The organism is Roseobacter sp. EG26 (assembly GCF_049830555.1).
In the GTDB taxonomy this organism is placed as follows: domain Bacteria; phylum Pseudomonadota; class Alphaproteobacteria; order Rhodobacterales; family Rhodobacteraceae; genus Roseobacter.
Genome location: NZ_JBNBLH010000010.1, coordinates 52641 through 72526, shown reverse-complemented (window position 1 = coordinate 72526; position 19886 = coordinate 52641). Strand labels below are relative to the sequence as shown.

Below are 19886 nucleotides of genomic sequence, written 5' to 3'. Positions count from 1 at the left end.
ACGCAATCGATCAAGCTTTATTGACCGGTCAGAAAGGTTACCAGATCGCTATCCGCATTTTCCAGGGCATCAATCACGTCAAAATGGTGTTTGCCCGGAACGATGACCTGCCGCACGCCCCAGGCGCGGGCCAGAGCGTCAGCTTGCTCCAGAAACACTGGGCGTTCATCTTCCCCGACCCAGATTTTCACCTCCGCCTCCTGCGGGCGGGACATATTTGTCGGGCTCTCGGCTTCAGCCTCCTGCGCATCCAGCCGCAGAATGTCATTCATCGAAGTCTCCAGCAAAGGCAACAGATCGGCAACCGGTGAGATTGGCGCAATCCGGGCAATGCGCCGTCGCACGGGTTCCGGTAAAATCAGCGGGTCCATCATCCGCGACACCAGATGCCCGCCCGCTGAATGCCCGGCCAGGGCGATGGGCTCAAAGGTCCGGTCGGCGATCCGGGTCACCGCAGCGGCGATCTGCGTTGTGATTTCCGCGATCCGCGCATCAGGGCAAAGATCGTAACTTGGCATTGCGACCGACCAGCCGGCCTTCAACGCGCCAGCCGCCAGATGCGACCACAAACTGCGATCGAAAGCTTTCCAATAGCCGCCATGAACGAAGATCAGCGTTCCGCGCGAAACACCCGAAGCGTTAAAGAAATCAAACACCTGTCGTTCACCGGGGCCGTAGGAAAGACCCACTTCCGCACGTGCACCCAGATCATCGAGCATGCGCTGCGCCGCTTGCGCCCATCTTGCCGGATAGGCCTCAGCTCCTTCTATGTAGGCAGCATTCGCATAGGCATCATCCAAAGGCTTCATTTGTTACACCCTCTTTTTCGGAACTGGACAATCATAGTCAGACTTGATTTGAGAGCGATAGCCATTTTCGCGGAGGACCCGAAATGAAAGATATTCTAAACACTGACCTCAAATCCCTGCTCAAAGATCCAAGTCTCCTGGAGACCCGCGCCTATATCGGTGGCGCGTGGGTGGATGGAGAGGACGGCACTTTTGAGGTGACCAATCCCGCGCGCGGAGACGTGATCGCCGAGGTTGCCGATCTGAGCCGCGCTCAGGTCGCAGGTGCCATTGCGCAGGCCGAAAAGGCGCAAAAGGACTGGACCGCATGGACAGGTAAGGAGCGCGCTGCGGTCATGCGCAAGTGGTTCGACCTGATGATGGAAAACGCCGACGATCTGGGCACAATCCTGACCGCCGAACAGGGCAAGCCCCACGCCGAAGCCAAGGGCGAGATCGCCTATGGTGCCAGCTTCATTGAGTTCATGGGTGAGCAGGCCAAGCGCGTTTACGGCGAAACCATTCCCGGTCATCAGCGCGACAAACGCATCACCGTGCTGAAACAACCCATCGGGGTCGCCGCGTCAATCACGCCGTGGAATTTTCCCAACGCGATGATCACCCGCAAGGCCGCGCCCGCTCTGGCGGTGGGCTGTTCTTTTGTCGCACGCCCGGCCAAGGAAACACCGCTTTCCGCAATTGTAATGGGCGTGCTGGCGGAACGTGCCGGTATCCCGGCCGGTGTCTTTAACGTTGTCACCTCCTCATCTTCTTCTGCCATCGGCAAGGAGTTTTGCGAAAACCCGGCTGTGCGCAAACTCACCTTTACCGGCTCCACCGAAGTTGGCCGCATCCTGCTCAAACAAGCCGCTGACAGCGTGATGAAATGCTCCATGGAGCTTGGCGGCAACGCGCCATTCATCGTCTTTGATGACGCTGACCTCGACGCAGCGGTCGAAGGCGCGATGATGTGCAAGTTCCGCAACAACGGCCAGACCTGCGTGTGCGCCAACCGCATCTACGTGCAGGCCGGGGTCTATGATGCCTTTGCCGCAAAGCTGAAAGTGGCCGTGGAAAATCTCAAGGTGGGCGATGGCCTCGAAGAGGGCGTCACAACCGGCCCCTTGATCAACGCCGAAGCGGTCGAGAAGGTCAAGGAACACATGGAGGATGTGGTTTCCAACGGCGGTGCGATCCTGACCGGCGGCAAGGCGCATGAGCTGGGCGGCACCTTCTTTGAACCTACTGTGGTCACCGGTGTGACGCAGGACATGAAGGTCGCGACCGAAGAAACCTTTGGCCCCCTCGCCCCGCTCTTCAAATTCGAAGACGAGGATGAGGTGATCGCCATGGCCAATGATACGATCTTCGGGCTGGCCTCTTATTTCTATGCCAAGGATCTCAGCCGCGTTTACAAAGTGGCCGAGGCGCTGGAATACGGGATCGTGGGCGTCAATACCGGTATCATCTCCACCGAAGTCGGGCCCTTTGGCGGGGTCAAACAGTCCGGTTTGGGGCGCGAGGGGTCACACCACGGGATCGAAGACTATCTGGAGATGAAGTACATCTGCATGTCCGTCTGAACGCAAAGACTACGACAAAGGGGCTGCTTTTGCGGCCCTTTTTCTTTCACCGATGGATTGATCATCTGCCCCGGCAATACGGCCACGACCTCAGCGTCGTCTTTATGGATATGCAGCACAATTGATCCATTCTATGAATGCTGCATGACATTCGATCAAATCCGCACCTTCCTCTGGGTGGCCCGCCTGGGCGGGTTCCGTAAAGCGGCAGAGCGTCTGCACCTGTCGCAACCCGCCGTCTCGACGCGTATTGCAAACCTGGAGCAGGAATTGCGCGTCCCCCTTCTGGAACGCGGCCCCGGTGAGCTTGTTCTGACAAAACACGGGACCCTGTTGCTGTCTTACGCCGAGCAAATGCTTTTCGTTGAGGAAGAAATCAAGCAACGCGTCGCGAACCCATCCGAGGCCGAAGGCTTGTTTCGTGTCGGTGCGTCGGAAACCATTGCACAGGCCTGGCTGCCGGAATTTCTGACCGCTTTCAGCGCGCGATATCCGCGCGTGAATGTCGACCTGACGGTTGATATATCACTCAACCTTCGCAGTGCCCTCCTTGAGCGCCGACTGGACCTCGCCTTTCTGATGGGGCCCGTGTCGGAATTCACCGTGGAGAACGTGACGCTGCCGACCTTCGATCTGCATTGGTATCGTTCAGCCGCCAACGACCAGACCGACCTGAGCAAGATCCCAGTCATATCTTACTCCAGCAAAACGCGCCCCTATCGCGAATTGATGTCCGAGCTGTCACGCCGGATCGGCCCTAAAACGCGTGTCTATGCATCCGCGTCCTTGTCGGCTAGTCTCAAGATGATTGCGGCGGGAATCGCCGTTGGCCCTTACCCGCAAGCATTGGCCAATGACTTTCTCACCTCTGGACAGATCGTCGAGTTTGATCCCGGATTTCACCCGCAGCCATTGGCATTCACAGCATCCTATCTATCAGAGCCACGAAGCTTTCTCGCTGAAAACAGTGCTGAAATCGCCCGGCACGTCGCTGTGGCCTGGGATGAAACGCACCCAAAGTAATTCAAAATATCTATCACTAATGATATAATATGATTACTTGTGTGAAACTGTAGCCACGTGTGATGATCTGATGGCGTCGCGAGGGCTGCCATCATGACACTTACATTCGTTTCCCACACCGATCTTCAGACCGCATCGGTCGCTCAGGTCAGAGCTGCCATTCGCGACGGCTCCTATCGCGGTCACACGGCCGGACTGGCGGCGGGAAAGCTGCAATGCAATATCGCCATCCTGCCAGAGCAGCACGCGCTGGATTTCCTCAGGTTTTGCCAGCGCAACCCCAAACCCTGTCCGATCGTCGGGATCAGCGATAGCGGCAATCCCGCCCTGCCGACCCTCGGCTACGACATCGATATCCGGACAGATGTTTCAAAGTATCGGGTCTTTCGTCACGGCCAGTTGAGCGATGAAGTCACCGACATCATCGATACCTGGGCAGACGATCTGGTCACCGTCGCCCTGGGATGCTCATTTACGTTTGAAAACGCGCTGATGCGGCACGGGATACCGGTGCGCCACATCGAGACCGGCAGAAACGTTCCCATGTTCCGGTCCAATATCGACCTCATTCCCGCGGGCAGGTTCGGTGGTCAGATGGTCGTGACCATGCGCCCGATCCCCGAACACCAGATTGCCAAAGCCCAAGAGATCAGCAGCCGGTTTCCACAGGCGCACGGCGCGCCCATTGCCGTTGGCGATCCTTCCAGCATTGGCATTTCCGATTTGGCACAACCGGACTGGGGTGACGCGGTTGAGATCAATCCCGGTGAAGTGCCCGTCTACTGGGCCTGTGGCGTGACCCCCCAGAATGTTCTGCTGGAGGCCGAGCTTCCCATTTGCATCACCCATTCGCCGGGGCACATGCTGATCGCTGATGTCGCAGAAGACGCTGAAACAACAATCCTGCAAACACATTGACCCTTTCCAACAAGGAGACCCAAACATGAAAAACGTCCTATCTCTCATCGCCGCAGGCGCGGCCCTGTCCACCCCGGCACTGGCCGAAGATCTCTCTGTCGTGGGCAGCTGGTCCAGCCTGCCCCTGCACAAGCAATATGAGGCCCCCTTCTGGAGCACCGCCCTGCCCGAAGCATCAGAGGGCAAAATCAACGTCGAACTGACCACGCACAACCAGATGAGCCTTGGATTGGGCGACATCTATCCGCTTCTGGGGCAAGGCGTTTATGATGTCGCCATGACGGTGGCCGATTATGCGGTCTCGGATGCTCCCGAGCTTGAAGGTCTCGATGTGCCGCTGCTGGCGCTTTCCGCCGATGAGGCCCGCGCCATGGTCGATGCCGCGCGCCCGATGGTGGCCGATATCTACCGCGACCGGTTCAATTCCCACGTTCTGGCCATCGCGCCCTACCCGCCTCAGGTTGTTTTCTGCAATCACGAGATCACCAATCTGGCAGATCTGGAAGGATTGAAAGTTCGGGCATCCGGTCGGATGACCGCAAAACTGCTCGAAGCATTGGGCGCCGAGGGGGTGAATGTGTCTTTCTCCGAGGTGCCCGGTGCTTTGCAGAACGGCGTTGTTGATTGCGCCGTGACCGGGGCTGGTTCCGGCTACAGCGCGGGTTGGTGGGAGGTTTCCACCCACCTGCTGCCGATCCCGCTGGGCGGATGGGATTCCGTCGTGACGGCCATCAATATGGACAAATGGAACAGCCTGGACGCCGATACCCAGGCGTTGATTGCAACGCAGGTAACCAAAGGCTTTGAAGACCCCGCATGGGCCAGTGCGCAGGATGCGCTGGTCAACGACATCGCCTGTCTGACCGGAAACGGTGACTGCCCCGCAGGCGAGGCGCGCTCAATGAAACTGGTGGAGGTCAGCGATGCCGATTTTGACCGGGCCCGCGAGATTCTGACAAGCGAGGTACTGCCCGACTGGGCCTCCCGCGCTGGTGGCGACTGGGCGGCCCGCTGGAACGACAGTGTTGGCAAGGTTGTCGGTGTTACCATCAATTGACGCTTTAGCCAAAGGGACGTGCCCATCATGGAACTGACGATGATCAACAGCCTGCGCCGCATCAACCGAGGCGTCGCCCTTGGCGTCGGGTTGGGCTTGCTGCTGTGTGCGGCTTTCGTGCTGGCAGACATCATCATGCGCCGGGTCGGCACGTCCTTTGGCGGCACCGAAGAGATCGCTGGCTACGCCATGGCCCTCGCCACATCCTGGGGCATGTCCTACACGCTTCTGGAACTCGGACATGTCCGCATCGATCTGATGCGCAGCCGCGCCGGCAGCTTCGCGCGCGCGCTCTTTGACGTCTTTTCAATGATCGTCATGTCCGGCGTCATCGTCACCATCGCCATCAAGGCCTGGCCGGTTGTGGAACGGTCCCTGACCAACGGGTCGCGCGCCAATACGCCGCTTGAAACACCGCTCGCCTGGGTTCAGTTGCCGTGGTTTGCGGGCTGGGTCTGGTTTGCGCTGATGTCGACGCTGACCACCCTTGCCGCCATCAGTCTGGTGCTCAAGAAACGCCACACCGAGACCGAGCAGTTTGTCGGTGCCTTTGCCGAGCAGGAGACGTTGCAATGATCGCCTATGTCTCCGTTGGCCTGCTTGGGCTGCTGGCGCTTTCCATTCCCGTGGGCATTGTTCTGTTTCTGCTGGGTTTTGGCATTGATACGTTCTTCTCCAGCTTTCCACTGACCCGGGGGTTGGGCAATATGGTCTGGTCGTCGTCCAATTCGGCGACGCTGATCGCGATCCCCTTCTTTGTTCTGCTGGGGGAAATCCTCGTGCGCAGCGGAGTGGCCACACGCACCTATGCCGCCCTCGACCGTTGGGTTTCCTGGCTGCCCGGCGGGTTGGTGCACGCCAACGTCGCCACCGCCACCATGTTTTCTGCCACTTCCGGTTCTTCGGTGGCAACAGCAGCTACGGTTGCGACCGTCGCCATGCCGCAGGCTGAAAAACTGGGGTACGACCCCAAACTCTTTTCCGGGGCAATCGCGGCGGGTGGAACGCTGGGGATCATGATCCCCCCGTCGATCAACCTCATCGTCTATGGGTTTCTCACGCAATCCTCGATCCCGCAGCTCTTTCTCGCCGGTTTGATCCCGGGTATGGCCCTAGCCCTTGCCTTCATGGCCGTCACCGCGATCATCTGCCTGATCCGTCCCGATCTGGGCGGCGTGAGGCGCACCTTTCCGTTCCCCAAGATGCTGCGCGCCCTCATTGATCTCATCCCGATCCTCATCCTTTTCGGGCTGATCGTCGGCTCCATCTATCTGGGCTGGGCCACGCCGACAGAGGCTGCCGCGGTTGGTGTCGCGGGCGCGTTCCTGATCGCATTGGCCTTTGGCGGCGTGTCGTGGTCGATGCTTACACAAAGCCTCACAGGCACGGTGAAAATCACCTCCATGATCATGCTGATCGTCATCGGCGCCTCCTTCCTGAACTTCACGCTGGCCTCGGCGGGGTTGGGCCGCGAGCTGACAGCCTTCATGACCGGCCTCGGACTGACTCCACTCAAAACCATTCTGGTGGTTGTGGTGCTCTACATCGTTCTGGGGTTTTTCATCGAAACGCTCTCGCTGATGGTTGTCACCATACCAATCATCGTGCCGCTGGTGGTGGCGCAGGGCTATGATGTGATCTGGTTCGGCATCCTGATGATCGTGCTGATCGAAATGGCCCTGATCACGCCGCCGGTCGGCCTGAACCTCTATGTGGTGCAAGGCGCACGGCGCTCGGGCAGTTTGAACGAGGTCATGCTCGGCGCTTTGCCCTACTGCCTGACCATGCTCGCCATGGCATTTCTGCTGATCGCCTTTCCGAGCATTGCACTCTTCCTGCCAAACGCCTTGCAATAGCACGCCAGCTGTCGACAAAAAACCCGACGCTCCAAATGAAAAAACGGGCCCGAACAGCATGTCCGAGCCCGTCACGATTACTTGAATGCCTAATGCTTAGTTGACCGATTTGGCGTCAACAACATCCTTTTCGATCTGTTTTGTCGAAGAGATCGAAATCTGGCGTGGTTTCAGCGCTTCGGGCACTTCGCGCACCAGGTCGATGTTCAACATGCCATCGACATGTGTAGCCCCGGTGACAACAACGTGATCCGCTAGATGGAAGCGTCGCTCGAACGCGCGGGTCGCGATGCCGCGGTGCAGGTAGCTGCGCGCCTGATCTTCATCCGCTTTCTTGGCAGAGACAATCAGCGCGTTTTCACGCACCTCTACAGACAGGTCGGCATCTGAAAAACCAGCCACCGCAATCGAAATGCGGTAGGCGTCATCTTCGAGCTTTTCGATGTTGTAAGGGGGGTAGGAAGGTTGGGCGCCTTCGCTTGTCAGCACGCGGTCCATGAGATCAGCGATCTGATCAAAACCGACGGTGGCGCGATAAAGTGGTGCAAAATCATAAGTACGCATAGTTTCATCCTCTTTTGAGCGATTAAACACCGGTTGCTCCCAAAGGACGCATCCGGCCATTGCTTTTGCCAAGGCCCTTCATAGGCACCCCGACGCTGCTAATGTGGGCGTTCGAATTTTGCTTTCAAGACCCTCCGGGCCGAACAAATTTCGCACCGCCCGATGATGTATTGCGGGAGCTTCCGCTATTGATCCTGATCCGGCGGGCGCCTGCCAACGGGTTCTGCGCATTGGCCCGCATCTGCTGTTTCAGATCAGCCACAAGCTTCGGCAAAACCATACCGAACGAGGTTTTCTTGCCATCATAGTGACCAACGCTTGAAATGACCGAGATGATTTGCCCGCGCCCGTTTTTATGGCTGAAGACCGGTGCGCCCGATGACCCAAAAGTGACGTCGCAATCCATCAGCACAACGCCCTGGTATTGGTCAAACATCCGGCAAACGGCCTGGCGCGAGGGCAATTCGGCCCGACCACGCCCGTAGGACACCACACTGACAGGACCTTTGGTGAAACGCCCCTGATAAAGCACGAAGGGGTTGAGTTCATGGGTTGGGATCGCTGTCGCCAGTCGCAGCAATGCCACGTCATGGCGAATGTTGTCCTGGTTTACGCCGCCCCTTGGGTTGTAGCCGGGGTGGGCTTCGATCTGTGCGATCTTGCGTTCCGCTGCCGTGGCCCCATTGCGCAGACCCGCCCGAAAAGTCAGGTCCTCCGCTTTGAGCAGTTCACCGGTTCGCGAAGAGTAGACACAATGCGCTGCCGTCAGCACCAGCTCCGGCGCAATCAGCGTGGCGGTGCAAAACCCCACATTATCGGCGTCAAGCCGCCCCACAGCCTGCCAGACCAGCGCTTCGTTTTCGCCCTCCAGACCATCAAGAGTGGTGTTTCGGGCCTGCGCGGCGGCAACGGAAGGAAGCAGCAGGAGAAAAACAAGAAAGAAACGAAACATCGGTCAGTTCATCGGCTTTACGAATTTGGCACCGGAGGAGGATCGCCCCTCTCCCACGCCGATGCGCGCAGCAATGGGCGCGCTTTCCTGGTAAACGCCCTTACCGGCAAGCAATTCGGCGCGCAGAAAATCCAGCGGCGCGCCCAGGGCCGTCCCCAGCGATACATTCTGACCATTCATTTCCGCCTTTGCGGAAACGACCGAGACGATCTGCGCCTTGCCATCGTCGAAGGTGAAAATTGGCGCGCCGGACGATCCGAAATCAACTGAGCAGGATGTCACAAGCACACCTTGCTGGCGCGCGAGCACGGTGCAGACCTCCTGCAAGGATGGTGCCTCGGAGCGGTCTCGCGCATAGCTGACCACCCCGACGCGGTCCCCTTTGCGGGGTCTTGACGCGGTATCAAAAGGTTCAATCGTTGTGTTCCGAATGGGCCGCGCCAATTCAAGCAAGGCAATGTCGTTGCGGACCCGCGAGGAGGATACGTCTTCATCGTAGGTATATTCGGGGTGCAGCACTGCCCGGCGCACCTGGCGGTAAGCGGAGGCACGCCCGTTGCGCCAGCCTGCCAGAAACTCGACGGTTTCATGGTTGATCCTCTGGCCGGAAGCCTTGTCAAAAAGGCAATGCGCGGCGGTCAGGACAAGATCGTGACTGATAAGGGCACCGGTGCAAAACCCGTTGCCGCCAATGTCCAAACGGCCCACGGCCTCCCAGGGGCTCGCATCAATACCGTCTTCCAACGATTTCAGACGCGCATCCTCTGCAATGGCGCCGGTCGTCGTCAGCACCGCCAATCCAATCCATACCAACCACTTTTGCACTCAAAAATTCCTTCGATCTGATGCGAACAGAAATACGCATCAGATACGGCAGAAATAGGGCGCAACCCGCCCGATTGGCGACTTTTTGGTTAACGGACCGTCGCCAATTCGTTAACGGAGCATGGGCACGGGCGCAGGACCCTGGGGCCTCTCGCCAAGCGCTGGCGGTTTGGGCCCGCCGGTTGCCCAGTCCAGCAATTCAACCGTATGCACGATCGGTACCTTCGACGCAGAGCCAATCTGCATCATGCATCCGATGTTGCCAGCAGCGATGATATCAGGATTTTTGGCCTGCAAGCTGCGCACCTTGCGGTCTTTCAGTTTTTGGGAAATCTCCGGCTGCATCAGGTTGTATGTCCCCGCTGATCCGCAACACAGATGCGGATCGGAGGGTTCAACAACGGTGTAGCCCGCTTTCCTGAGAAGATCTTTTGGAAAGGTTTTGATCTGCTGGCCATGTTGCAGGGAACAGGCGGCATGATAGGCGACGACCATCTGGCGGTCTTCACCCTGCGGCAGATCAAGCGTCATCAGGATTTCAGACACATCAACCGCGATCGCGGAGACGCGCGCGGCATCCTCTGCCAGCGCCTCATTGCGAAACATTTGGCCATAGTCCTTGACGGTCGTGCCACAGCCACTGGTGTTGATGACGATGGCGTCCAGCCCGTCCCCGTCCATTTCCGCGGCCCAGGCGCGAATGTTCCGGGCCGCCGTCGCGTGGCTTTCCGAGGTCTTGCCCATGTGATGGGTCAGCGCGCCACAGCAGCCCGCGCCCTCGGCCACAACCACTTCGCAGCCCAGACGGGTCAGCAGGCGGATCGTGGCATCGTTGATATCGGTGTTCAGCGCTTTCTGGGCGCATCCGGTCATCAGGGCCACCCGCTTTTTGCGGGCACCTTGCGGTGCAAAACTCTGCGGATCGTCGTTGCGGCTGACCGGCGGGATAGTTTTGGGGGCCATCTCCAGCATCGCCCGCAGGCGCGCATCCGGCATCCAGCGGGCAAAGGGTCGCCCGAGTTTTGCGCCTGCCAGCGCCAGCCGGAACCGCATCGGGTAGGGCAGAATGCGCGCCAGTATCCAGCGCAGCGCCCGGTCGGTGAAAGGGCGCTTGTATCGCTGCTCGATATACTCCCGCGCGTGATCGACCAGATGCATGTAATGCACACCCGACGGGCAGGTCGTCATGCAGGCCAGACAACTGAGGCAACGGTCGATGTGTTTGACCGTCTTTTCGTCCGGGTCACGGTCGTTCTCCAGCATGTCCTTGATCAGGTAGATGCGTCCCCGGGGGCTGTCCAACTCGTCGCCCAGCACTTGATAGGTGGGGCAGGTCGCGGTGCAAAACCCGCAATGCACGCAGGAGCGCAGAATCTCATTGCTGCGCTGAATGCCCGGGTCCTTGAGCTGCGCCTCGCTGAATGTCGTCTGCATCAGGCAACCTCTCTGGCCACGGGGCCCATAAGTCCCGCGTTCAGGATACCGCGTGGATCAAACCGCGCCCGCAACCCTTCGCTGAGCCTTGCAACACCGGGGGTTTCCGGATGGAAAACCGGCAAAGCCGCGCGTGTGGCAGGAGCCGCCCGCACCAGCGTCGCATGACCGTCAAAAACCCCCAGCGCCGCGCGCAAATCCACGCCTTGCGGCATGCGCGCCCAGATACGCCCGCCGCCCCAGTCGAAATACCACGCCACCGCGCCTGACCGGCGCATCAGTGCCGGCGCGTCCGTTGGTTTGCAGGAAATGCGCCAGATGTCTTCGGGAACATCCGCCCAAAGCTCCACATCCCGGACGCTTTGCCACAGCCAGTCGGACATTTTGGCATCGCCCACGGTCATTTCGGCATCAAAATCGGCCAGAAGGTCTTTCAACCTGTCAATGCGGTAAGAAACAGACGCCTCGAAACCTTCCACACGCAGAACGGTCACCGGGCCGCCTTCCATGATGTTGGCGCAATGTGCGGCACCGGTGATTTCAAAAGGGGAGCCCATGGCTGCCGCCATCGCCCGGACCGCCTGCGCATCATCGAGTCCGCGGATCATCAATGTGGCCTGGGTTTCCGGCCGCGGCAGCACTTTCAGCGACACTTCGGTCAGCACCCCCAACGTGCCATGCGCCCCGCTCATCAGTTTCACAAGGTCGTAACCGGTCACGTTTTTCATGACACGCCCACCGTTCTTGACGATAGCGCCGGTGCCATCCACGAAACGCACGCCCAAGGCATAGTCGCGCGCCGCCCCGCCCTGAATGCGGCGCGGACCACTGACATTCGCCGCAACGATGCCGCCGATTGTCGGCTCTCCGGATGTGCCCAGCAATTTCCGGTGATCCATGGGCTCGAACGCCAATCGCTGGTTTTCGGCTTCCAGCGCCCGATTGATCGCGGCAACCGGTGTGCCTGCCTGCGCAACGATTGTCAGCGCGCCGGGTTCATAGAGTGATATGCCGGACAATCCGGCGACAGACAGCGCTGTGCCGACAGGCTGCAAACCGCGCGTTCCACCGCCTTCAATGGCCAAAGGTCCGCTGGCGGATTTGATCGCTTCGGCAAGCGCGGCTTCTTTATCAGGTGTCATGGGGTTCCCTTGGTCAATCTGGGCGGCGTCAGCGTTCCGCCACTATTCAGCGGCCATGGCAACGGCGCGGCGTGTTTCGGAAGCCGACAGCGGAAAAACCTTGGCCGGGTTCAGCAGCCATTGCGGATCAAAGACATCCTTCACCGCCATCTGTGCTTCCAGATCGTCCGGTGCATATTGGTAGCTCATCAGGTCCCGCTTTTCGATCCCCACGCCATGCTCGCCGGTCAGGCATCCCCCGGCCTCGACGCAGAGCTTCAGGATTTCCGCGCCGAATGCCTCGCAGAGTTCCAGATCGCCGGGTTTGTTGGCATCAAAGAGGATCAGCGGATGCATATTGCCGTCGCCCGCGTGAAACACATTGCCGACCTTCAGGCCGAATTCCTCCGACATCTCGCCGATCCGGCGCAGAACAAAGGGCAGCGAACTGACCGGGATGGTGCCGTCCAGACACATATAATCGTTGATCTGCCCCATCGCGCCGAACGCGGATTTCCGGCCCAGCCAGATGGCCGCACTTTCCTCCGCCGATTTGCTCTCGCGCAACTCGACCGGATTATGCCGACGCGCAATCTCCATGATCAGGGAAAGCTGGTGGTCAATCTCCGCATCCGATCCTTCAACCTCGACAATCAGCAGCGCTTCGCACATCGGATAGCCCGCCTTGGCAAAAGCCTCCGTCGCCTCAATGCAGGGCCGGTCCATGAATTCGATGGCGACCGGCAAAACGCCCGCCTTGATGATGTCACTGACGCAGGCACCGGCAACTTCATTGTCGTCAAATCCCATCAGCACCGGGCGCGCGCCTTCCGGTTTCGGCAGAATGCGCAGTGTCGCTTCGGTCACCACACCCAATTGCCCTTCCGAGCCACAGATCAGACCAAGCAGATCAAGGCCCGCACTGTCCATATGCGCCCCGCCAATCTCGACGATTTCACCGTCCATCATGACCATGGTGACGCCCATCAGGTTGTTAGTCGTGACCCCGTATTTCAGACAATGCGCGCCGCCCGAGTTCATAGCGATATTGCCCGCGATAGCACAGGCCAACTGACTGGAGGGGTCCGGCGCATAGAAAAAGCCGTTTTCCTCGACCGCCCCGGTCACGCTCAGGTTTGTGCGGCCCGTCTGCACCCGGATCGTGCGGTTCTCGTAATCGGTATCCAGCACGTCATTCATGCGCGCAACGCCCAGGATCACACAATCCGCCGTGGGCAGCGCACCGCCCGCCAGCGATGTGCCGGAACCGCGTGGCACCACGGGCACGCCTTCCTCATGACAAACCCGCAGAACATTCGCGACTTCCTGCGTGCTCGACGGCAGCACCGCCACCATCGGCGGGCATTTGTATGCGGTCAGCGCATCGCACTCATAGGCGCGGGTTTCGGACTGATCATGGATCACCGCCCCGTCCGGCAAGACAGCCTGCAAGCGGGATACAACGCGCCCCTTGCGCGCCAGCACATCAGCGTCAGGAATCGGCATTTCCATAGGGAACCCTCCATTTGGTAAAATAATATTACCAATTTCAACCATTGGCAAGCCTTATCGGACCTGCCATGCGTCTGAACATGACCTTCCTCGACCGTATCTCCCTGTTTGAACCTCTGGATTTCTTTGCCGTGGCGCTGCTCTTCGGCCTTTGGGCGGGCATTGGCTTCTGGGTGGAAAACCCCTCCAAGAAGCACCTGTCCACCGCCATGATCATGGCGCAGTATCGGCGGGAATGGATGTGCGAGATGATTACTCGGGATCCGCGTATTTTTGACGCCCAGATATTGGGAAACCTTCGACAGGGAACGGCGTTTTTTGCCTCGACCTGCGTCATTGCCATAGGCGGAGCGCTGGCGTTGATCGGGAATGCCGACCGGTTGGCCGGCGTGGCGGCGGACATCACCTTGATGGATCACCCCGATATCGTCTGGGAGCTCAAACTCATCGTCATGACGGTCTTCCTGACAAATGCGTTTTTGAAATTTGTCTGGGCCAACAGGCTCTTTGGCTACTGCTCCGTTCTGATGGCAGCCGTGCCAAACGATCCGGATCATCCCAAAGCCAAGATTCGCGCAGATCAGGCCGCTCATATCAATATCACAGCTGCAAAAGGTGTTAATCGCGGGCTGCGCTCGATCTACTTTGCACTCGCCTCTGCCGCGTGGCTTGCAGGGTCAATTCCACTCATACTCGCATCTCTGACCACAGTTACGGTCATTTGGCGCAGAGAATTTGCTTCTCACTCTCGCAAAATCCTCCTGAACCATTAAGTTACGCGGAAACTCGCCGAAATCGTGTGAATGGTATTTTGATATGAGATTTTTAACTTTGCTTTTTGTGCTCTTCGCCCTGCCGGCCTGGGCAGAACCTCCGCGCATCGAAAATGTCAAAGCAAAGCGTACCGGAGACAGTTGGCGCTTTGACGTGACAATTTCTCATCCGGATACCGGGTGGGACCACTACGCCGATGCCTGGCGTGTTCTCGATATGCAAGGCAATCAACTGGCGATCCGTGAACTGGCGCATCCTCATGTGGAAGAGCAACCCTTCACCCGCTCCCTGTCAGGCATCAAGATTCCGGAAGGCACGACGCAAGTGCAGGTTCAGGCCCGTGAACTGCCGGGCGGCTGGAACCCGAAGGCGTCAATCGTCACTTTGCGCTAGACCTGAAACGGAACCGAGATCGCGGGCACCAAAAACGGGCGCTCCTTGACCGAAATCAAACCCGGTCAGTCGCGATGATAAGGCGCACCAGACAGGATTGAGGCTGCGCGGTAAAGCTGTTCGGCCAGCATGACCCGCACCAGCATATGCGGCCAGACCATTTTCCCAAATGACAGCTGAAACGCTGTCTCGGCCCGCAATTCCGGGGCAATTCCGTCGGCCCCACCAATGATCAGCGCCAAATCCGCCCGTCCTGCGTCGCGCCACCCTGCCAGACGATCTGCAAATTCTCGCGAAGATTCAACGCGGCCACGCTCATCCAGCGCCACCATCACCGCACCCTGAGGGACGGCACGACGCAGAAGGTCAGCCTCCGCAGCCATCCCCGACGCTTTGCGGTCATCGACCTCCACAACCCGCGCGGGCCCAAGGCCAAGATTGCGGCCCGTCCGGTTGAGACGGGTCAGATAGTCATCAATGAGCTGTTTTTGCGGCCCGGCACGCAGCCGTCCAACCGCAACGATGTGAACACGCATGAGCTTACCACCAACGGAAATTGATCAGTTGGCCGCAGACTCCGGTCCGTCCATGGGCTGCCACATCTTCTCAAGCTGATAGAACTCGCGCACTTCCGGGCGGAACACATGCACGATCACATCGCCTGTATCGATCAGAACCCAGTCTCCGGTGTCCTTGCCTTCCATCTTCGCGGAAAGCCCGAAATCGTCTTTGACCGTCTGTGCGAGCTTTTCAGAGATCGAAGCCACCTGCCGGGTAGAACGCCCCGAACAGATCACCATATAGTCGCCGATCTCCGTTTTGCCGCGCAGATCAAGTTGCACGATATCTTCGGCTTTGAGGTCTTGAAGTGTTGAAAGGATGGTCGCCAGGAGCTTTTCGCTTGTGGCAATGTTGGATGCGGCAGGCATTACCGCATTCCCGATTTGAGCAGCATCCGCTGCGTCAGCGTGGATAGACAGGACATCGTCCTCCTTTGAACGCGCCGACCGACCCCCGGCGCTGGGGTGATTTAAGGGTAACAATACCCATTTGACTTTTCAATAAGACGGTTGCGGATATGTTAACGTGACGCCCCGTGAAAACCACTGTCTGCCGCATCTTCCAGCATCCGCACTTCCCGCTGGGGGAACGGAATGGAGATATCATGCTCTTTGAAGATATCCCACAAGGCCAGATAGACGTTGCCACGAATATTCGTCAGCCCGCCGGTCGGGTCCTTGATCCAGAACCGCAGGATGTAATCAACCGAACTGTCCCCAAAGCCGACGATATGGCAAACCGGCAGCTTGGGGTGTGACAGAACCCGGTCCACATCCGTCGCCGCCTCGATCGCGAGTTTCCGCACAAGATGCGGATCACAGCCGTAGGAGGTGCCAAAAAAGATGTCGAGGCGCACAAAATCGTTTGAATGCGACCAGTTCACCACCTGCCCGGTGATCAGATCCTCGTTCGGGATCAGGTATTCGCGCCCATCCCGTGTGACGACGCTGACATATCGCGCGCCCAGCGCGTTGATCCATCCGAAGGTCTCGCCCAGTGAAATCACGTCACCGGGTTTGATCGATTTGTCGAGCAGGATGATCACGCCGGAGACCAGGTTCGAGACAACCTTCTGAAGCCCGAAACCAAGGCCGACACCAATCGCGCCGGAGAGAACGGCAAGCCCGGTGAGATCAATGCCAACCGCCTTGATCCCGATAAAGAAGGCGCAGCCGTAGAGGATTGTCTGCACCGCCTTGACCGTCAGCACCTGCATGGACGGGCTGATGTCTTCGTTGCTGCGAATGCGCGACGCCGTGACCCCGCTGACCACACGCGCCATGGTGAAAAGCGCGCCGATGACCACAGCCGCAGTGATCAGCATCAGGACGGAGAAGCGGAATTCACCTACTTCCAGCGCCAGGTCATCAAGGAATGTGCTCACCTCATCGGACACGCCAACAAAATAGAGCGTTACGTAGATCCATAACGCCCAGGTCACCAACCGTCGCATTGTGCGGTTGCGGACCAGCCGGGTGGCGTATCCGATCCCCGTCCATGCCGCCGCCAATGTCGCTGCAAGCCCAATGAAATAAGAGCGCGACGGCCAGGTGATCTGCTGCATGATCATATACAGCCCGCCCGCAAGCACGGCAAACCAGATCAGCCCCATGCGGCGTTTGACCTGCACGATCATCCGCAGCTGTAACTTGGACCAGCCCTCCCGCGCGCGCACCCGGTTTTCGATCATTCTGCCGGAAACGATATGCAGACAGTAACAAGCCACGGCCAGACCGATCACGATCAGAACCTGATTCTGCCGCCACCCGGGCGTCAGAACGCTCTCAATAAAACTGATGAAAAGGAACCAGATTTCGTCGACGGACATCATCGCCGCGGCAAAGGCTTCGTCTTCTACCTCCATTTCTGCTCCTTTTGGTCGAAATTGGCACAGACCGTCCTAACCGACAACCCTTGCAGCAGTGCCGATGGCATTGTATCTCCACGCCATGAACCGTGTCTTTGATATGGATGACCGCGCGCGTCTGCGCGAACGCTTCTTCGGGGCAACGCGTGCTGTGCTTGCGCGACTATAGCCACGCACAGCAGCCCACCTGATCAATTCCAAATTACGGGAGAGGACCGATGTCCCCCAAAACGCTTTATGACAAAATCTGGGATGCCCATGTCGCCCACGAAGCCGACGATGGCACCTGCCTGCTCTATATCGACCGCCATCTCGTGCATGAGGTGACAAGCCCGCAGGCCTTCGAGGGTCTGCGGATGACAGGCCGCAAGGTGCGCGCACCCGAAAAAACCATTGCTGTGCCTGATCATAACGTGCCGACAACGCCGGGGCGCGAAGATCCCTCCAACATGACCGAAGATTCCGCTATCCAGGTGGCCGCCCTCGATACCAATGCCAGAGATTTCGGCATCCACTATTATCCGGTCTCTGACGTCCGTCAGGGCATCGTGCATATTGTCGGTCCCGAACAGGGCTGGACCCTGCCCGGTATGACCGTCGTCTGCGGCGACAGCCACACCGCGACCCACGGCGCGTTTGGCGCGTTGGCCCACGGGATCGGCACATCCGAAGTTGAACACGTGCTCGCCACCCAGACGCTGATCCAGAAGAAATCCAAGAACATGAAGGTGGAGATCACTGGCAAGTTGCGCCCCGGCGTCACCGCCAAGGACATCACCCTTTCCGTCATCGGTGCCACCGGTACCGCAGGCGGCACCGGCTATGTGATCGAATATTGCGGCGAAGCGATCCGCGATCTGTCGATGGAAGGCCGCATGACCGTCTGCAACATGGCGATTGAAGGCGGCGCGCGTGCCGGTCTGATCGCGCCGGATGAAAAGACCTATGAATATTGCAAGGGCCGTCCCCACGCGCCGAAAGGTGCCCAGTGGGAAGCCGCAATGGATTGGTGGAAAACACTTTATTCCGATGACGATGCCGCCTGGGACAAGGTGATCACCCTCAAGGGCGAAGACATCGCGCCGGTTGTAACCTGGGGTACCTCCCCCGAAGATGTTCTGCCGATCACAGCCACCGTGCCCGCGGCCGAGGATTTCGAAGGCGGCAAGGTGGGGGCTGCCCAACGCTCGCTTGATTACATGGGCCTGACGCCCGGCACCCCCCTGAACGAGGTCGAAATCGATACCGTCTTCATTGGCTCCTGCACCAATGGTCGGATCGAAGACTTGCGCGCTGCCGCTGAAATCCTGAAGGGCAAGAAAAAGAAAGACGGGCTGCGCGCCATGGTTGTCCCGGGCTCCGGCCTGGTACGCGCCCAGGCCGAAGAAGAGGGCCTGGCGGACATCTTCAAGGAAGCCGGATTTGAATGGCGTCTGGCGGGGTGCTCCATGTGCCTGGCCATGAACCCCGATCAGTTGCAGCCCGGCGAACGCTGTGCGGCCACGTCGAACCGCAACTTCGAGGGGCGTCAGGGACGTGGCGGACGCACGCACCTGATGTCGCCCGCAATGGCGGCAGCAGCGGCAATTACCGGCAAGCTCACGGACGTGCGCGACGTGATGTCATAGGCGTCGATTCGACTCATAAAAGGCGGAACTCTTGACGGGTTTCGCCTTTAAATTGAATGCCGGATTGGCCTTGCAGCCTATCAATGTGAATCCGAACTCAAATTCACTTTTCTCGGATTTAAAATTGCAAAATTGTGAATAATTGGTTAATAACATTCTCGTGTGCTTGTTAACGGGCACATAACGCGTTGGAGAGTTATTTCAGTGCGTGTAGTTTTTTAAGTGCTATTATAACTCTTCTATTTTTAAGTCGCGCTTTTGGCGCATACCTTTCTAGGGGGTACAATTTATGAAAAAACTAACAATAACGACAGCAACGGCGATCACGCTCGCGATGTCAGCAGTTGGTGCAACAGCTGCAACTCTCGACATCAGCGGAATCGACTCCTCTTGGAGCGCTGTGGTTCCTGGCGGTGTTACCGTGAACAACGGTGATCCGACATCATCCATGCGTTGGGGCAACCCAGCAGGTGGTGCCGGTCAGAGTGGATACGACTTTACTGACGCACCGACACCTATCCTGGGTCTTGCTGCGGACACTCAGTTTGTCGTTGGCACATTCGACCACCTGAACTTTCCGATCACAGGAACGACCCTTGATTCGGCCGACCTGAACGTCGACATCCAGATCGGGGGCGGTGGCCCACTCGTCAGCAGCGTATTTTCGTTCACGCATGATGAAACGACCAATGCCAACCCATGTAGCCCAGGTAGCGTCTCTGTCTGTGACGACATCGTAACCGTGGCTTCGGCTCCGGGCGCAGAAGCGTTCAGCCTCGGCGGCGTGGACTATGTGTTCCAGGTTCTGGGTTTCTCGACAGATGGTGGGTCCACAATCGTGACCGACTTCCTGACACAGGAGAACTCCAACAACCAGGCGCAGCTCTATGCTACGTTCACAGCTGTTTCACAAGTACCGCTGCCAGCAGGCATGTTGCTGATGGGCACAGCTCTTGCGGGCTTCGGCGTTATGCGCCGCCGCAAGAAAGCAGCCTAAGGTTTTGCACTTCTAAAACTCTGTTCGGCGGCC

21 protein-coding genes are annotated in these 19886 nt (G+C 58.6%); 11 read left to right on the top strand and 10 right to left on the bottom strand.

The window, feature by feature from the left end:
- Positions 1–17: 17 nt before the first annotated feature.
- The gene (locus ACOTTU_RS19640) at positions 18–809 is read right to left on the bottom strand and encodes an alpha/beta hydrolase (RefSeq protein WP_425660390.1); all 792 of its coding nucleotides are present in this window, start codon (positions 807–809) and stop codon (positions 18–20) included.
- Between the two features lie 83 nt (positions 810–892).
- On the opposite strand from ACOTTU_RS19640, the gene ACOTTU_RS19635 reads away from it, so the two are divergent.
- From ACOTTU_RS19635 to ACOTTU_RS19610, 6 genes are all read left to right on the top strand, one after another.
- Positions 893–2371, top strand: coding sequence for an NAD-dependent succinate-semialdehyde dehydrogenase (locus tag ACOTTU_RS19635; protein WP_425660388.1), 1479 nt, complete (start codon positions 893–895; stop codon positions 2369–2371).
- 144 nt (positions 2372–2515) lie between these two features.
- Positions 2516–3394 (top strand): LysR family transcriptional regulator, encoded by an 879-nt coding sequence (locus ACOTTU_RS19630; RefSeq protein WP_425660386.1) that lies wholly within the window; start codon positions 2516–2518, stop codon positions 3392–3394.
- Between the two features lie 93 nt (positions 3395–3487).
- Positions 3488–4312 (top strand): putative hydro-lyase, encoded by an 825-nt coding sequence (locus ACOTTU_RS19625; protein ID WP_425660384.1) that lies wholly within the window; start codon positions 3488–3490, stop codon positions 4310–4312.
- Between the two features lie 25 nt (positions 4313–4337).
- Positions 4338–5369: a TRAP transporter substrate-binding protein gene (locus ACOTTU_RS19620; protein WP_425660382.1), complete on the top strand. Its 1032-nt coding sequence runs from the start codon at positions 4338–4340 to the stop codon at positions 5367–5369.
- Between the two features lie 27 nt (positions 5370–5396).
- Positions 5397–5945, top strand: a complete 549-nt coding sequence (locus ACOTTU_RS19615) for a TRAP transporter small permease subunit (protein ID WP_425660380.1) — start codon at positions 5397–5399, stop codon at positions 5943–5945.
- Positions 5942–7225 (top strand): TRAP transporter large permease, encoded by a 1284-nt coding sequence (locus ACOTTU_RS19610; protein WP_425660378.1) that lies wholly within the window; start codon positions 5942–5944, stop codon positions 7223–7225. Before ACOTTU_RS19615 ends, ACOTTU_RS19610 begins: the two co-directional genes overlap by 4 nt.
- 96 nt (positions 7226–7321) lie before the next feature.
- On the opposite strand, the gene ACOTTU_RS19605 is transcribed toward ACOTTU_RS19610, so the two are convergent.
- The 6 genes from ACOTTU_RS19605 to ACOTTU_RS19580 form a co-directional block, all read right to left on the bottom strand.
- Positions 7322–7789, bottom strand: a complete 468-nt coding sequence (locus ACOTTU_RS19605) for an Hsp20 family protein (RefSeq protein WP_298921710.1) — start codon at positions 7787–7789, stop codon at positions 7322–7324.
- Positions 7790–7913: 124 nt separating this feature from the next.
- Entirely contained in the window at positions 7914–8741 is an 828-nt protein-coding gene (locus ACOTTU_RS19600) for a trypsin-like serine peptidase (RefSeq protein ID WP_425660376.1), read from the bottom strand.
- Between the two features lie 3 nt (positions 8742–8744).
- Entirely contained in the window at positions 8745–9566 is an 822-nt protein-coding gene (locus ACOTTU_RS19595) for a trypsin-like serine peptidase (protein WP_298921712.1), read from the bottom strand.
- Positions 9567–9677: 111 nt separating this feature from the next.
- Positions 9678–11000: a glycolate oxidase subunit GlcF gene (glcF, locus tag ACOTTU_RS19590; protein ID WP_425660374.1), complete on the bottom strand. Its 1323-nt coding sequence runs from the start codon at positions 10998–11000 to the stop codon at positions 9678–9680.
- The gene (locus ACOTTU_RS19585) at positions 11000–12142 is read right to left on the bottom strand and encodes an FAD-binding protein (RefSeq protein WP_425660372.1); all 1143 of its coding nucleotides are present in this window, start codon (positions 12140–12142) and stop codon (positions 11000–11002) included. The genes glcF and ACOTTU_RS19585 overlap by 1 nt, the downstream gene beginning before the upstream one ends.
- Before the next feature lie 42 nt (positions 12143–12184).
- Entirely contained in the window at positions 12185–13633 is a 1449-nt protein-coding gene (locus ACOTTU_RS19580; RefSeq protein ID WP_425660370.1) for an FAD-linked oxidase C-terminal domain-containing protein, read from the bottom strand.
- A gap of 80 nt (positions 13634–13713) precedes the next feature.
- Between ACOTTU_RS19580 and ACOTTU_RS19575 the strand changes: the two genes are divergently transcribed.
- Positions 13714–14406 carry a DUF599 domain-containing protein gene (locus ACOTTU_RS19575; protein WP_425660368.1) on the top strand — a complete coding sequence of 231 codons (693 nt, stop codon included), beginning with the start codon at positions 13714–13716 and terminating at the stop codon, positions 14404–14406.
- 43 nt (positions 14407–14449) lie between these two features.
- Entirely contained in the window at positions 14450–14800 is a 351-nt protein-coding gene (locus tag ACOTTU_RS19570) for a hypothetical protein (RefSeq protein WP_425660366.1), read from the top strand.
- 65 nt (positions 14801–14865) lie between these two features.
- Here the strand turns inward: ACOTTU_RS19570 and rlmH are convergent, their stop codons facing one another.
- The 3 genes from rlmH to ACOTTU_RS19555 all read right to left on the bottom strand — a co-directional run bounded on the left by rlmH (position 14866) and on the right by ACOTTU_RS19555 (position 17192).
- Complete coding sequence (gene rlmH / locus ACOTTU_RS19565; RefSeq protein ID WP_298921718.1) at positions 14866–15336, bottom strand: 23S rRNA (pseudouridine(1915)-N(3))-methyltransferase RlmH; 471 nt, start codon at positions 15334–15336, stop codon at positions 14866–14868.
- Positions 15337–15360: 24 nt separating this feature from the next.
- Positions 15361–15729: a ribosome silencing factor gene (rsfS, locus tag ACOTTU_RS19560; RefSeq protein ID WP_425660363.1), complete on the bottom strand. Its 369-nt coding sequence runs from the start codon at positions 15727–15729 to the stop codon at positions 15361–15363.
- 152 nt (positions 15730–15881) lie between these two features.
- Positions 15882–17192 (bottom strand): mechanosensitive ion channel domain-containing protein, encoded by a 1311-nt coding sequence (locus ACOTTU_RS19555; RefSeq protein WP_425660493.1) that lies wholly within the window; start codon positions 17190–17192, stop codon positions 15882–15884.
- Between the two features lie 97 nt (positions 17193–17289).
- On the opposite strand from ACOTTU_RS19555, the gene ACOTTU_RS19550 reads away from it, so the two are divergent.
- The 3 genes from ACOTTU_RS19550 (at position 17290) to ACOTTU_RS19540 (ending at position 19853) form a co-directional block, all read left to right on the top strand.
- On the top strand, positions 17290–17397 hold the full coding sequence (locus tag ACOTTU_RS19550) for an isopropylmalate isomerase (protein WP_298921721.1): 108 nt from the start codon (positions 17290–17292) through the stop codon (positions 17395–17397).
- Positions 17398–17446: 49 nt separating this feature from the next.
- The gene (gene leuC / locus ACOTTU_RS19545) at positions 17447–18856 is read left to right on the top strand and encodes a 3-isopropylmalate dehydratase large subunit (protein WP_425660361.1); all 1410 of its coding nucleotides are present in this window, start codon (positions 17447–17449) and stop codon (positions 18854–18856) included.
- A 289-nt stretch (positions 18857–19145) separates the two neighbouring features.
- The gene (locus ACOTTU_RS19540; protein WP_425660359.1) at positions 19146–19853 is read left to right on the top strand and encodes a THxN family PEP-CTERM protein; all 708 of its coding nucleotides are present in this window, start codon (positions 19146–19148) and stop codon (positions 19851–19853) included.
- The last annotated feature ends 33 nt before the right edge of the window (positions 19854–19886 follow it).